General features: G+C 55.5%; 13 protein-coding genes, 1 tRNA gene and 1 pseudogene. 7 read left to right on the forward strand and 8 right to left on the reverse strand.

Features of this window, described 5'->3' with window-relative positions:
- Positions 1-9: 9 nt before the first annotated feature.
- From AC2FHW_RS07080 to AC2FHW_RS07095, 4 genes are all read left to right on the forward strand, one after another.
- Positions 10-1,272 carry an NAD(P)/FAD-dependent oxidoreductase gene (locus tag AC2FHW_RS07080; RefSeq protein WP_271948165.1) on the forward strand — a complete coding sequence of 421 codons (1,263 nt, stop codon included), beginning with the start codon at positions 10-12 and terminating at the stop codon, positions 1,270-1,272.
- 80 nt (positions 1,273-1,352) lie between these two features.
- Complete coding sequence (locus AC2FHW_RS07085; RefSeq protein WP_142635862.1) at positions 1,353-1,787, forward strand: DUF302 domain-containing protein; 435 nt, start codon at positions 1,353-1,355, stop codon at positions 1,785-1,787.
- A 1-nt stretch (position 1,788) separates the two neighbouring features.
- Complete coding sequence (gene hemA, locus AC2FHW_RS07090) at positions 1,789-3,012, forward strand: 5-aminolevulinate synthase (protein ID WP_496821692.1); 1,224 nt, start codon at positions 1,789-1,791, stop codon at positions 3,010-3,012.
- Between the two features lie 52 nt (positions 3,013-3,064).
- On the forward strand, positions 3,065-4,123 hold the full coding sequence (locus AC2FHW_RS07095) for a YeeE/YedE family protein (RefSeq protein WP_496813516.1): 1,059 nt from the start codon (positions 3,065-3,067) through the stop codon (positions 4,121-4,123).
- 1 nt (position 4,124) lies between these two features.
- Here the strand turns inward: AC2FHW_RS07095 and AC2FHW_RS07100 are convergent, their stop codons facing one another.
- Entirely contained in the window at positions 4,125-5,069 is a 945-nt protein-coding gene (locus AC2FHW_RS07100; protein WP_281972431.1) for an MBL fold metallo-hydrolase, read from the reverse strand.
- Positions 5,066-5,818 carry an MBL fold metallo-hydrolase gene (locus AC2FHW_RS07105; protein ID WP_496813514.1) on the reverse strand — a complete coding sequence of 251 codons (753 nt, stop codon included), beginning with the start codon at positions 5,816-5,818 and terminating at the stop codon, positions 5,066-5,068. Before AC2FHW_RS07105 ends, AC2FHW_RS07100 begins: the two co-directional genes overlap by 4 nt.
- Before the next feature lie 293 nt (positions 5,819-6,111).
- On the opposite strand from AC2FHW_RS07105, the pseudogene AC2FHW_RS07110 reads away from it, so the two are divergent.
- Positions 6,112-6,240: pseudogene (locus AC2FHW_RS07110) on the forward strand (IS5/IS1182 family transposase); the annotation flags it as partial.
- 246 nt (positions 6,241-6,486) lie between these two features.
- Here the strand turns inward: AC2FHW_RS07110 and AC2FHW_RS07115 are convergent.
- From AC2FHW_RS07115 to AC2FHW_RS07140, 6 genes are all read right to left on the reverse strand, one after another.
- Positions 6,487-6,563, reverse strand: a tRNA-Met gene (locus tag AC2FHW_RS07115).
- An 82-nt stretch (positions 6,564-6,645) separates the two neighbouring features.
- The gene (locus AC2FHW_RS07120; protein ID WP_142635870.1) at positions 6,646-7,620 is read right to left on the reverse strand and encodes an alpha/beta fold hydrolase; all 975 of its coding nucleotides are present in this window, start codon (positions 7,618-7,620) and stop codon (positions 6,646-6,648) included.
- A gap of 102 nt (positions 7,621-7,722) precedes the next feature.
- Positions 7,723-10,143: a GcvT family protein gene (locus tag AC2FHW_RS07125; RefSeq protein WP_142635872.1), complete on the reverse strand. Its 2,421-nt coding sequence runs from the start codon at positions 10,141-10,143 to the stop codon at positions 7,723-7,725.
- 125 nt (positions 10,144-10,268) lie between these two features.
- Complete coding sequence (locus tag AC2FHW_RS07130; protein ID WP_142635874.1) at positions 10,269-10,493, reverse strand: hypothetical protein; 225 nt, start codon at positions 10,491-10,493, stop codon at positions 10,269-10,271.
- A gap of 47 nt (positions 10,494-10,540) precedes the next feature.
- Positions 10,541-11,695 carry an aromatic ring-hydroxylating oxygenase subunit alpha gene (locus AC2FHW_RS07135; RefSeq protein WP_142635876.1) on the reverse strand — a complete coding sequence of 385 codons (1,155 nt, stop codon included), beginning with the start codon at positions 11,693-11,695 and terminating at the stop codon, positions 10,541-10,543.
- Positions 11,696-11,786: 91 nt separating this feature from the next.
- Complete coding sequence (locus AC2FHW_RS07140; protein WP_282021563.1) at positions 11,787-12,692, reverse strand: LysR substrate-binding domain-containing protein; 906 nt, start codon at positions 12,690-12,692, stop codon at positions 11,787-11,789.
- Positions 12,693-12,841: 149 nt separating this feature from the next.
- Between AC2FHW_RS07140 and AC2FHW_RS07145 the strand changes: the two genes are divergently transcribed.
- Entirely contained in the window at positions 12,842-12,988 is a 147-nt protein-coding gene (locus AC2FHW_RS07145) for a hypothetical protein (protein WP_416383911.1), read from the forward strand.
- 119 nt (positions 12,989-13,107) lie between these two features.
- Positions 13,108-14,649 carry a trimethylamine methyltransferase family protein gene (locus AC2FHW_RS07150; RefSeq protein ID WP_142635980.1) on the forward strand — a complete coding sequence of 514 codons (1,542 nt, stop codon included), beginning with the start codon at positions 13,108-13,110 and terminating at the stop codon, positions 14,647-14,649.
- The last annotated feature ends 54 nt before the right edge of the window (positions 14,650-14,703 follow it).

Raw genomic sequence — 14,703 nt, forward strand, 5'->3', positions numbered from 1 at the left:
GGAAACGCGATGACGCTAAATAGACGAGTATTTCTTGGAGCCGCCGGGGTGGTAGCAGCCGGGTTATCGGCACCGATGGTGTTGGCGCAAGGCAAACCACGCGTGGTAGTTGTCGGCGGCGGTGCGGGCGGTGCAACTGCTGCGCGCTACATCGCAAAAGACAGCAGGGGTGAGATCGACGTAACGTTGATCGAGCCGTCGCGGACCTATTACACCTGTTTCTTCTCAAACCTGTATCTGGGAGGGTTTCAGGAGCTTTCGGACATTGCCCACAGCTATGGCACGCTTGCCGCGAACTACGGCATCAACGTGGTGCATGATTGGGCCACAGGGGTGGATCGCGATGCCAAGACGGTGTCCTTGGCAGGTGGCGGATCCGTTCCATATGACAAGCTGATCCTGAGCCCGGGTATCGACTTTGTTGATGGTGCGGTCGAGGGCTGGGACGTCTCGGCGCAAAATAAAATGCCGCATGCCTACAAGGCTGGATCTCAGACCGAGCTTCTCAAGGCGCAGATCATGGCAATGCCCGAAGGCGGTACATTTGCAATGGTCGCGCCACCGAATCCGTACCGTTGCCCACCCGGACCGTATGAGCGGGTTTCAATGGTTGCGCATGTTCTGAAGGCGAACAACCCGACAGCAAAGATCATCGTTGCCGACCCGAAACCGAAGTTTTCCAAGATGTCATTGTTCCAAGAGGGTTGGGCCAACCACTACGAAGGAATGGTTGACTGGATTGGCGAAGATTTCGGCGGCGGCAATGTCGCCGTAAACCCGGATGCAATGACCGTTACTATCGACGGCGAAGAAACCAAGGTCGATGTCTGCAACGTGATCCCAGCGATGAAAGCCGGACGCATTGCGGAAATGGCAGGGGTGACCGATGGCAACTGGGCACCCGTGAACGCCGCGGATATGTCCTCCAAAGCCGACCTGGATATCTACGTTCTTGGTGACGCCAGCCAACAGGGTGACATGCCCAAATCCGGCTTCTCGGCCAACAGTCAGGCGAAAGTCTGTGCGAATGCCGTGCGAGGTGCGTTGACCGGGTCCAAAGTGTTTCCGGCCAAGTTCTCCAACACGTGCTGGTCGCTCATCGACACCGATGATGGCGTCAAGGTTGGCGCAACTTACGAAGCGACTCCCGAAAAGATTGCCAAAGTGGACGGCTTTATCAGCCAGACCGGCGAAGATGCGGACTTGAGGAAAGCAACTTATGAAGAGTCGCTGGGTTGGTACGCTGGTATCACTTCAGACATGTTCGGTTAAGGTATTCAGGGGTTTTGACTGGTGTCAAAGACCCTGATGAGCAATCTGAGAAGATGCGGCTCAAGAGGAGGATTAAAATCATGAAACACTTTATCGCTGTAGCCGCGTTTTCCACTGTTCTGGTGAGCCATGCGTTTGCGGAAGAGATCATCACTGCCCCATTTGACGGCAGTTTTGATGATGCAACCTTCGCCGTCGAGTCCGCGATTGTCGGACAGGGACTGGTCATCGACCATGTAAGCCACGTAGGCGACATGTTGAATCGCACGGGCGCTGATGTCGGCAGTGACAAGCAGATATTTGCGGCCGCAGACATCTTCATTTTCTGCTCGGCAAAAATCTCGCGCGAGGTGATGGAAGCCGACCCTATGAATATCGGATTCTGCCCCTACGGGATTTTTGTAGCCGAGGACGACAGTGGCGTGATGGTGGGATATCGAGGCTACCCTGACGGGCCAATGCAAAAGGTTCAGACCCTGTTATCCGAGATCGTCGAAGAGGCCGTAGGGAATTGAAATGAACTATCAGCAGTTTTTTCGTGATCAACTGGACCAGCTTCAAGAGGAAGGGAACTATAGGGTCTTTGCGGATCTCGGAAGGCAGTGCGGTGCATTCCCGACCGCGCGCAATTACGCAGAAGACGGTCCCGAAAAAATCACTGTCTGGTGCTCAAATGATTATCTTGGCATGGGTCAACACCCCTGCATTCTTGCAGCAATGCACCAAGCGATTGATGAGTGTGGTGCCGGGGCGGGTGGTACGCGGAATATCTCTGGAACCACTCACGAGCACGTTTTGCTGGAACAGGAACTTGCCGACTTGCACTGCAAAGAGGCGGCATTGCTATTTACGTCCGGCTACGTTTCAAACTGGGCGGCTCTCGGAACTTTGGCCTCCCGCATTCCTGGCATCACTGTACTGTCAGACGAGTTGAACCATGCCTCGATGATAGAGGGAATTCGCCACAGCCGTTGTCGAAAGCGGATCTGGAAGCACAATGATATTGCAGACCTTGAAAGGCAACTTGCTGACATACCAGCCAACGCACCAAAGCTCATCGCGTTCGAAAGCGTCTATTCCATGGATGGTGATATAGCGCCAGTTGCCGAGATCTGTGATCTGGCGGATCGCTATGGCGCGATGACCTATTTGGATGAGGTTCACGCCGTAGGGCTTTATGGACCGCGCGGCGGTGGCATCGCCGAACGTGAAGGCCTGATGGATCGCCTAACCGTTATCGAGGGGACATTAGGCAAAGCCTTCGGTGTCGTCGGTGGATACATCGCGGCGTCGAAAGAGCTTGTGGACTTCGTCCGGTCCTTTGCCAGCGGGTTTATCTTTACCACTGCATTGCCTCCGGCCGTAGCCGCAGGTGCGGCAGCCTCGGTTCGGCACCTGAAGCAAAGCAATGCGGAACGATATCTGCACCAGCAGCGAGTGCGCGAAGTTCGAGACAGGCTGGACGAACTGAGTATTCCCCATACTCCGAACCCAAGTCACATCATTCCGGTCATGGTCGGCGATCCGGTTAAGTGTCGCTTCATCTCTGATGTACTGATGCGTGACTATGGAATTTACATCCAGCCGATCAACTATCCAACCGTTCCCAAGGGAACGGAGCGTCTACGGATTACACCGTCGCCGGTGCATTCTACTGAAGACGTGGATCGACTGGTATCTGCATTGGGTGAGTTGTGGACGCAATGCCAGTTGGCGCGCAGGCCAATGGTCGCACAATGACAACTTGACCGAAGACAAGGATGCACACGCTACGAAGTGAGAGTTTCTGCTGATGGAGAGACTCATCGATCTGTTGGGAGACTCTGGCGCTTTGGCATTTGCCGGAGTGCTCGTCGGTATCTTGTTTGGCGTGACGGCTCAGAAGTCTCACTTTTGTTTAAGAGCGTCGGCAGTCGAAGTCGCTGAAGGCGAGTTAGGTCCCCGCTTGGCGGTTTGGCTGATCGCCTTCACCACTGCGCTCGCCTTGGTACAGGCGCTTATCGCGTTTGAGTGGCTAGACCTGTCCGAGACACGTGCAATCGCGTCGACAGGTAGCCTGAGCGGCGCGGTAATCGGTGGAGCGATGTTCGGCGCAGGCATGGTTCTGGCGCGTGGATGTGCATCTCGCCTTTTGGTATTAGCCTCCTGCGGTAATCTGCGCGCCCTGGTTACGGGATTGGTTTTGACCTTAGTGGCTCAAGCCGCCTATACCGGTGTTCTTAGTCCCGCCCGCGAGTTGCTGTCTGGTATCTGGGCTGTCCCAGGAGGCGCGCCGCGTGATCTTTCAGAAATACTTGGGCTCTCGCCAACGGTTTATACAGCAGTTGCAGCGTTGGGACTGGTGTCGGCCATTGTCTTTGCGTCCCACCGGAAAGTCGCGCCTATAAGGATCATAGCGGCCGCAGGAGTTGGCCTGGCTGTGGCGCTCGGCTGGTTGTTAACATTTGCCATCGCGCAAGCATCTTTTGAAGTCGTGCCTGTGTCTTCTGTCACCTTTACCGGACCGGCCACGGACACACTAATGGCGTTGGTTGCAAGTCGAAACGTTGTTCTGTCCTTCGGTATCGGCCTTGTCCCAGGCGTAGTAATTGGCGCGGCAGGCTCAGCCTTGACTGCAGGGGAGTGGAGGATCGAACGATTTGGCTCGGATACTCCGATGGAACGCTACCTCGTAGGGGCTGTTCTCATGGGGTTTGGGGCCATGCTGGCGGGAGGTTGCGCGGTGGGTGCCGGGCTTTCAGGAGGGTCCGCCCTGTCATTGACCGCATGGGTTGCCGTATTTTTCATGTGGGTCGGGGCGATCAGCACGCATAGACTATTGATGCTAATCCCTGTTCCGCAACATTCCTGAGCTACTCGAATTCCATCTGTTCGAAAACGCGCCCTGCATTTTTCGTGGCCAGTTCTTCAAACGTGTCCAGGTTGGCATAAGGTGACTGATCGACGTAGTAAGCCTCAGCCAGATCACCTCCTGCATCCATATGCTCTTGAATCTTGCCGCGCAGATATATCAGGTAGTCGCGTGTATAGCGGCGCACCTGATCCATGTTCGTAGGATGGCCGTGTCCCGGTATCACATAAGTGGCATCTAAAGCCTCGAATTCGGTGTCCCAAGTTACAAGCCAATCCGCTGTATAGGTGTCTTGAAAGATTGGCAGCATGCGTTCGTGAAACGCCATGTCGCCCGCAATGACAAGGCCTTGGTTCGGCAACCAGATCGAGATATCGCCGGGACTATGGGCAGGGCCGAGGTACTTTGCCTCAATCCGGAATTCACCCATCTCAACCACGTACTCATCATCGAATGTCTCGGTTGGGCCAGCCAGGAATGTTCCGTCTGCCTTGTCCTGATTGTATCGCTGCATTCCCTGCAGAATTTGCGGGCCATATTCCTCGAATTCAGCCGCTGCTTCTGAATGTGCGATGATCGGAATGCCGAGTTCTGACCAGTAAGCGTTGCCGAGCATCGCGTGCCCCTGGCCATTCTCGTTGAAGACAAGTCTGACCGGCTGATCCGTGATGGCCTGAATTTCCTTGTGAAGCGCTTCGGCAAGGACATAGGCTGCACCGCCGTTTATGACGACCACACCTTCACCGGTTACAATGAAACTGAGATTGTTGTTGTGACCAGAGTTTTCGTAGGTTGGTGGTGCGGTTGCGCCAATGGCGGAATAGACGCCAGGGATATACTCGACCGGTTTGGAATACAGCACGCTTTGCGGATATTGGTCTGCAATTTCCTCGCTTGCCCAAGCTGGTGCGGCCAAGGCCAAGGCAATCGCAAGCGTTCGTATCATGTTGGTTCTCCAATGAACTTATACGCAGAGCCAGTTTTTTCGACCCGGCCGATTCCACCATTCGGCAGGTGGAAGCCAATTATCTTCATTTGCTCGCGAGAAATCTGATCTAGCAGCAAACTACGAGTTGCTGCAGCTGTCTGTGGATCCTGATCCGTACCACTGTGCCAATCAGGCCGTTCAAAAGCCACGTGTGGATTTCCCAACGCGTCGCCGACAATCATCACGGATTCACTGCCGCTGCGGATTTCAAACGCCATGTGGCCGGGTGTGTGCCCAAAGCTTGCACGGGCGGCAATGCCTGGAAGGATCTCTTGTCCGTCGTCAAAGAACGCCACCTGATCCTCAATTTCTGCCATCCGGCGCTTCGCGCCTACAGCGAACGCAGCGCGATCTTCTCCTATCGAATCCACCGTTGAAGGGTTCCACCAATAATCCCACTCTTTACGGCCAAAGTGATGCGTCGCGTTGGGGAAAATCAGGTCGTCGAAGTCATCCAAAATGCCCCAGATGTGATCCGGGTGCGCATGGGTGAAAACCACGTGTGAAACGTCTTCGGGCGACAGGCCGATTGTTTCAACAGTTTCCAAAAGTTTGCCAGACGTGGGCATGAAATCCGGCCCAGCTCCGACATCGAATAGCACCGTGTTTTTACCATCACGATAGAGCGCCACGTTGCACTCTGGCTCGTACTTGGTCGCGTCCACTCGATTGCGATTCAGAAGCTGCTCGAGTTCTTCTTTCGGCATGGACCCAAAGACCATTTCCGGTGGCAATGACAGGTACCCGTCTGATACGGTTGAAATCCGAGCTGAAGAGCCGAGTTGCAACTCGGCCCTTACGATCCTGGATTGAGTACCAAGCATCCCAAGGCAAGCGGCGCTGTACAAGAAAGTGCGGCGAGAAAATGTATTTCCATCCATACACAATCAATAAAATGAATGTTATTATTTGTAAATGGAGAAAGAAAGGCTGTGTGTGCAAGGCTGCTTTCGTCCTGATACTAAGAAGTCTACTCAACTTCTTCGGTACCGGCGGGTAAGTCAGCGATTACACCGGTGCCTGGGCTCTGCTCAAAAGCATACCGAATGTGGGCTGGCTACTTGGTGATCGCGGCTATGATTCTGATTGGTTCCGAGACGCGTTAAAAGGCATGGGGATGCGCGCCTGTAAATGTTTGCATTCCGGAAATCAGCGGAGCGACGGAGGAGGAGCCCCTGAGAGCCTGCATCTCAACTCATGGAGCGAAATAGGACTGGCTGTGGTGTGTGGCGGCTTCCCGCTTTTTCGTGACGATTCCCAGTTCTTTTCGACCACAAAATTCGTCTGCTGTTACCTAAAATGCCACCCAAACCATCTTTGCGGTACGTGAGAGCAACGCTGAGTTCACGTTTCTAACTGATATGTTATGGGAATTTGGTAGCGGAGGAGGGACTTGAACCCCCGACACGCGGATTATGATTCCGCTGCTCTAACCAACTGAGCTACTCCGCCATGAGTGAATGGCGATTTAAGGGAGGGGTTGGGGAGGGTCAAGAGGGAAATGGCGCCTTTGTTGGGAATATTTTAGCTGGGACTAATCCGAATTCGGCACAACCGTCGCCCTGGGTTCTGTATTTTGTACCACGCCGCGAATGAAGTTGTTGCAGATGTCCGGGACTGTCAGGGGGATCATATGGCCCAGCCCTTCGATCTGTTCAAAACTCAGACCAAACGCCTGCATTGATTCACCGTGTTGCGTGGCTGACAAGAGCGCATCCTGTGCTCCAAACAATATGGAGCCAGGCACTTTCAGGTCGCCATAACGGGCGACCTGCGCCGGCATGCTCTGTTCAATCCCGATCACATCCTGTGAGGCGCTGATAAACGCGGATGGACGCATCCCCAAAGCGCCGCCGGCGCGGTCCAGAAAGTCTTGGGGCGCGGGTTCTGGCGCAAAAGCCGCGCTAAGGGTGTGCGGTGCGGTTTTTGCGGCCAGCGGGACGGCAATCGTGTTGCCGATCAGACTGCGCAGCCATTCTGTCCGGATTTCAAGCGGTTTGAACACGGCGGGCGGCCCGGGCATCGCCTGAGTAAGCGGAGCTAGCAGGGCTAGCGCTTTGATCTTGTCCGGGTAATCCAGCGCCATCGCCAGAGAAACCGCGCCACCCAGCGAATGGCCGACCAGAATTGGGTTGCTGACCCCCTTTGCCTCTAGAAATTCATGTATCATGCGGCCCTGTTCGGGCAACCGCCCAAGCTCTGCCGTCTCACGAGTTGAGTATCCGCAACCGGGGCGATCCACGGCAATGACGTGAAAATCCTCGGCCAGTTTATCCATCAAGGCGTAGGTGAAATGTTGCAACTGCCCGGCCAGCCCATGAATGAGCACAACCGTCTGATTGGAAGGGTCGCCCTTTTCCACATAGTGGATATTGCCGCCGCGCACGGGAATGATAACCCCCGGTTGTGGGACACGCATCCGGCCGTCACGGGTCAGCTTGCGTGTCCAAAGATTCATCGCAACAAGAAACAGCGCAATGAACAGCGCAATAGTCAGGAAGATTGTCATCAGCCTATCCTCTGGATGGAGCAGATCAGATTACTGACCGGATAGCGCCACAACCCGAAGGCAATGTCCACAGCTCGCTTAAAGGATCTAATGCGGACTGGGTTAGCCGCGCAAGATCGTCCCAGTTGGATCAAAGGGCGGTTCTTTCAGGATCGTTGCCCTATGCGGGCGCCCTAATACCATGACCTCGACCCTATCGCCGGCCTCGGCACCCGAAACATAGCCCAAGGCCAGCGACATACCCACGGAATAGCCATAAGCGCCCGATGTCACCCGACCGATTCCGCGCCCGTCCATGAAAATGGGTTCGCCTCCGGTCGCGTCAGCGTTCGAAGCTGCGGTGTCGGCTTCGTCCAGATGCAGCAGGACAAGCTGCTCTCTGGCCGGAGAGGTCATGGCAGAATTGGCGGCATCTTTGTTTAGGAACGATTTGTCGAATTTGCACAACCGGTCCAAACCGACCTCGTGTGGCCAGTATTCGGGGCTGTATTCGCGCCCCCAAGACCCATAGCCCTTTTCGATCCTCAGCGACATCAGTGCGCGGCTGCCAACTGGGCCTGCGCCGAACTCTTTTCCGGTCTCGATCAGCGCCTCATACAGGCGGAGCTGATCTTTCGCGGCGCAATGCACCTCCCAGCCCAGATCGCCGGTGAAGGAGACACGCAGCGCCAGGACCGCAATTCCGGCGATTTCGATCTGTTGCGAGCGCATGAAGGGGAAATCCTCGGGGCTGAGCGAGGTATTCGTAAGCCGTTGCAGGATTTCCCGCGATTTCGGGCCAGCCACGTTAAAGCCGCAAGTCTCTTCGGTGCGGCTTTCGAAACGGGTGCCATCGGGCAGAGGAACCTGTTTGAAGAACCGTTTGTGATAGCGCTCGGCCATGCCCGAGCCGATGATCCAGAATTCGTCGTCGGCCACGCGGGTCACGGTGAAATCGCCGGCAATACCTCCCCGTTTTGAGATCAGCGGGGTCAGGCAGGATCGACCAACCGATCTCGGCATGGAATTTGCGAATACGGCATTAAGCCAACCCTCGGCTCCCGGACCTTTGCAAACATATTTGGCAAAGTTTGAGATGTCGATGATCCCGGCCCGATCGCGCAGCATCCGGCATTCCGCGCCCACCGGTTCCCACCAGTTCTGGCGTATGAATCCGTTGGTGTCCGTGGCGCCGGGCGCCTCTGCGAACCACAGCGGGTGTTCCCATCCGACATTCAGGCCAAAGACGGCACCCATGTCCTTTTGCCTGTCATAAATCGGGCGGGTCCGGGCAGGGCGTCCTGCGCTGCGTTCTTCATTTGGGAAGTGGATGGCAAAGCGGTGTGCGTACTGATCCTGCACGCGGGCCTTGGTGAAATCTTTGGTAGCCCATGTGTCGAACCGCGCCACGTCCCAGGCGAACATGTCGTATTGGGTTTCGCCTTCGATGATCCACTGCGCCGCCATCAGGCCCATGCCACCCGATTGCGAGAATCCCGGGATGATGCCGTTGCAGCAGAAATAGCCGTCGACCTCGGGCACTGGTCCCATCAGAACGTTGGCATCCGGTGACCAGATCATCGGTCCGTTGATGACCCGTTTGATCCCGGCGTCGCCCACGGCAGGTACGCGTTCGATGGCGTTCATCATATTCTCTTCGATCCGCTCCAGATCGTCGGGAAACAGATCATGGGCAAAATCCAGGGGTGTGCCGTCCTCGGCCCAGAATTTCATATCCTTTTCATAAGCCCCCACCAAAAGGCCCTGACCTTCCTGCCGCAAATAGTACTCGCCATCGCGGTCACTGACCGAGGGCAGGCGGGTATCATGCGCCGCGACGTCAGCCATGGTTTCGGTGACGAAATACTGATGCTCGGTCGGTTGCAGGGGTAGCTCGATCCCGGCCAACATGGCAACTTCGCGGCCCCAAAGACCGGCGGCATTCACAACCCACGGCGTTTGGATGTCCCCCTTAGGGGTGCGTACGATCCAGGTGCCGTCTTCTTGCTGATCTGTCGCAGTGACCGGCGTAAAGCGGTGGATTTCGGCCCCACGCTGGCGCGCGCCGACAGCGTAGGCGTTGGTGACCCCCGAGGGATCAACATTACCGCCATCAGGTTCGTACATGACACATCGGATGCCATCGTAATTGACCAGCGGGTTCAGACGCTGCGCCTCTTCGATGCTGATCTCATAGAAATTCATCCCGTACAGCTTGGCCTTGGCGGCCTGCAGCCTCAGCTGGTGCTCGCGCTCTTCGGTTTGGGCCAGATATAACGAGCCGGGCTGGAACACGCCGCAGCTTTGGCCGGTTTCAGCCTCAAGCTCTTTGTACAGCTTCATCGTATAGTGTTGGATGCGGCTGATATTGGTGCTGTCATGCAGTCCGTGGATGTTCGCCGCCGCGTGCCAGGTCGAGCCGGATGTCAGTTCATCCCGTTCCAACAGCACCACGTCTGACCACCCCGATTTGGTCAGGTGATACAGGATCGAGCACCCAATCACACCACCGCCGATTACCACTGCCTGTGCATTTGTCTTCATGAGTCTGTCATCCAAAATTTTGGTCTTGTCGTCATGTGTTACCAGTACTGAACCCAAGACAACGGGTTTAAATTTCACGTGGGATTGAACAGATATAAACCAAGGTTAGTCTCCGATGCCCACCACTATGCACGTCCATACTCGACCAGTCTGTGGTTCAATTCATCTGTTTCAGAGGCCCCGGCTTCCAGGGCGAATATAAAGGCGTGGGTCAGGTAAAAACAGGCCGCGTCGATATCTTGCACCGCTTCGCATTCATCTGCTGCAATAGTGTAATAGCGGACCAACGCGGCAGGATCATCATGATCATGCGCCTCAAGTAGCAAGCGATCCAGTTCTGTTCTGTCCATCGGGTCTCCGTCGCGTCTGGCCAGTCGTGCGTGGCCAGACAGCTGGTTCAGTCGGCGCGACCGCTTTCAATCTGTGTCGCAACCCAGTGATGGAAATTATGGGTCGGACCATCCATCACCGGAGAGAATCGACCGCCGTCGAACAACATTCCGTGCCGACCCTTTTGCATCCCTTCAACAACGAACACATCCTCTTCAAACACAGTTTTCCATTGCTGGGCGTTTGCCGCCCTCAGGCCATCATGTTCAGGTGTGTCTTCGATGCTTTTGGCATAATAAAGCTCGATATGCTCAACGGTATTTTCGTGATCAACCGGTTCCAGGACAATGGCAAAGGCATGGTCACGCTGCACACCCAAAAGAACATTCGGATACACGGCCACATACTCTGCACCCTCATTCCATCGATCGCTGAGCCCGTCGAAATCGGCGAATGTGGTGCCGTCATGGTCAGTGAGTTGTCGATAGACAAGCGTGCCTTGACCGGAATAGTGCCCGCGCACTTCGATGTTATAGTGATCCTCAAGTCGCGAATAGCTGTTCAGGCCGGGATGCACCCAGGGCAGGTGATAGCTTTCGCAATAGTTCTCAACCGCCAGCTTCCAGTTGGTCTTGACCTCCAACTTGAACGAAGAGGCCTCACCGCCGTGATGTACTGGTTGATCAAACTCTTTCCAGCGTTCCAATAGGGCGGCGTGCGCCTCTTCGAATTCGGGTGCATTGCCGTCCACATTCACAAAGACCACGTCCCGCCAGACATAAGAGCGAATACGGATCAGGCCCAGAGATTTGCGATCCACGTCCTCATGGGTGTTGTGACCGGCGCCGCCAACATGTGGCGTCGCACGCAGCTCTCCCTTCAGGCTGTAGCACCAGCTGTGATAGGGGCAACGGATCGCGCCACTTATCTTGCGAGGGGTATCGACAAGGATCATCCCGCGGTGACGGCAGGTATTTTGAAATACGCCAACCTCACCATCCCGATCCCGCACGATTAGTAAAGGCATGCCTAGGAAATCGACCGGCATGGCATCGCCTTCCTCGGGCACGTCTTTGCCAAAGCCGATCCCGGACCAGTTGGCGTACAAAACCGATCTACGCTCTTCGGCGAAAAGTGCCGGGTCGATATAGTGTTCGTTTGGCAGGCCGTTTGCGACATTCACATCGACCAGAACGGAAGACAGCGCAGTATGCTTGTTCATCGGGCTCTCCTGCAGGTGTTGTTTGGTCTCTATTGGCGGATACGCTGGCATCCACTCAATATCAGAAAACCTCATCACAGGGTGATTTCACCTAAACCGAACCGTCCTGAACCTCTTGAATGATCCAATCTTTCAGCGCCCGGGCACTTTCGGACAAGTCTTCATCCGAGCGGCCAACCAGATAAAACTGGTTTGGAGCGATCTGGAGGTGGGGCCCGATTGCCACCAGCTTTCCCGATTGCAGCATGGGTTGGATCAAGCGTTGCCATCCAAGAACCAGACCGGCCCCCTTACGCGCCCGCTGGAGGGCTACCGAATAGCTGTTCACACGAGAATCGATCGGAATGGTTCCCGTGTACCCGAGTTGTTGAAACCATTCGGGCCAAGTGGTCCAGCTGCGGTCTTCAGAGTCCAGATGTATCAGTCGTTCAGCGGCGAGATCTTCAAGGCTTGCACCGGCCAACCGATCCGCCACCTCTGGGCAGGCGACGGGGACCAGACAATCCCGAAACAAAGGAGTGTGCGAAAGGTCACCGTTGCCGTCCCGGCCGTAGCGAATAAAGAAATCGATATCCGGCCGATCCCGAAATGGTCGATCCTGTGAAAGCTGGTCAACATTTACTTCAGGCATTTCGCGCCAGAACCGGATTACCGATGGCGACAACCAAAGAGCAGCCACTGCAGTGGTTGATCCTACGGTTACCTTTTCGACGGTGGCACGGTCGCGGATTGTTGCCAGTGTTTTTGAGATGCGGGTAAACGAAGAAGCCAGCGCGTCATACAGCGCTTTGCCGTCTTCCGTCAGTTCGACCCCTCGGTGTTTGCGCTGGAACAAGGCGGTGCCAAGATCACCTTCCAACGCTTTGATCTGATGACTGACCGCGCCCGGCGTTACCGACAGTTCTTCAGCCGCATTCTTAAAGCTTAGATGGCGCGCAGCGGCTTCGAAGGCCGACAGCGTGGTGAGTGGCGGCAGATTATAGTGGCGTCTGGACATGACAGGTGTAGCCGTTGGTGGTCTTCAGGTTAATTCTTCTCACTCAAATATTGGACTTTTTAAGATTGTGCGCCAGAAGAAATTTTCCAAAACGATGATGTTGAGTGCCGTGTTTCCGATACGTGCGGTAAAGATCAGGCAATGTTTCTGTGACGACCGGGTTTGGTGTCAGCCAGTTCATTGACGGTTCTTATGCCATCACCGACATGGAGTGGATCATGGATATGGGCGGAGATGATCCCGCGCTAAGCATGGCAGAACTGATAGCAGGTCTGGTCGTCATCATGGGTCTGTAGATCATTTCGGCGGTTTCGGGTGCGGGTCGCTTCCTGCAAACATGTATCGCAATTAGTGAGGCTTGCTTTGACCAAATACCGCAATCTTTTGGGGAGGATTGGAGGATCGCCCTGTGAATATGCGTACCATGACCCGAACCGGTGGCCGTGCGGCCCGGCGCGCGCTGCGCTCTGCTCCGAATTTCGAGATGTTGCCCGGCCTGACCCGAGGCATCCCCCTATGCGAGGTGATGGATGGCAGCCAGATCGACCGGATCGACAGCGCCTCAATGGATATTCTCGAGAATGTCGGTGTTCAGTTTCGCGATGCAATCGCACTGGAGGATTGGAAAAAAGCTGGTGCAAAGGTCGAGGGCGAACTGGTCTATCTGGACCGGGGCCTGGTCCGAGAGCTGATCGCCACCATTCCCAGCACCTTCACTTATCATGCTCGCGATCCGAACAAGAACGTGCGACTGGGCGGACGGCACTCGATCTTTGTGCCGATGACCGGCGCGCCCTTTCTGCGCGATCTCGATGACGTGAGGCGCAATCCGACGCTCGATGATCTAGCAATGTTCCACAAACTAAGCCACATGCTGCCGGCGATGCATTCCTCGGCGCATCACATTGTCGAACCTTACGACCACCCGATCAGTCAGCGACATCTGCGGATTACCTATTCGTCGATGAAACATTCGGACAAGACGTTTATGGGAATGACCACCTCGCCCAGAAACGCCGAAGACGTCATTGAGATGTGTGCGATCCTGTTCGGGGAAGATTTCATTGAAGATCATCCGGTCACCACGGGCAACTGCAACGGAAACTCTCCGCTGGTCTGGGACGAAACGATGCTGGGCGCGATGCGGGCCTTTTCTCGCCGCAATCAGCCTGTGTTGTGCTCGCCCTTTGTTTTGGGCGGGGCCAATACGCCCGCATCGGTTCCCGCCACCGTGGCGCAATTGAACGCCGAAGCACTGAGCGCGCTGGCCTATACCCAAGTCATTCGCAAAGGTGCTCCGGCGATTTACGGGCACTACCTGTCGACGGTGTCGATGAAATCAGGTGCCCCGATGGCCGGCACGCCCGAGATCAGCCTGATGAACTTTATGATCGGGCAGATGGCCCGGTTCTACGACGTTCCATGGCGCACCTCGAACACGCTGGGTGGGGCCAAGACATTTGATGCGCAGGCCGGGTACGAATCCGCCACGACGCTGCAGGCGGTTCTTCATTCCGGTGCGAACTATATTTGGCATTCGGCTGGCTGGAATGAGGCTGGGATGCATTGTTCCACCGCCAAGTTCATTGTCGATGCTGAACAATGTGCGATGGCTTATCGCATGGCAGAAGGCCCGCAATGGGATGATTTCGACCAAGCTCTTGCCGCCATTCCAGAGGTCGGTCCAGGCGGGCACTATCTGGGTCATCCGCACACGCAGGACAATTTTCAAACGGCGTTTTTCATGCCCGAGATGTTCGACAATAACTCGATTGAACAATGGGTGGCAGAAGGCGGGGTTGAGATCACTGAGCGCGCGTTGAAGCACGCGCGCAAGCTGCTGGCCGAATACCAGGAACCGACACTGGACGTGGCCAAAAACGAGGCCCTGCTGGACTATATTGCCCGGCGAGAACGGGAAATTCCCGCCGCTGACGAGCTGAACCAAACCTATTAAAGATTTCGCCTTGGACCTATCCCGACTGCATTGTCGGGTGGGTTTCTATTTAGC

It is taken from the genome of Ruegeria sp. YTSA108, assembly GCF_059610185.1.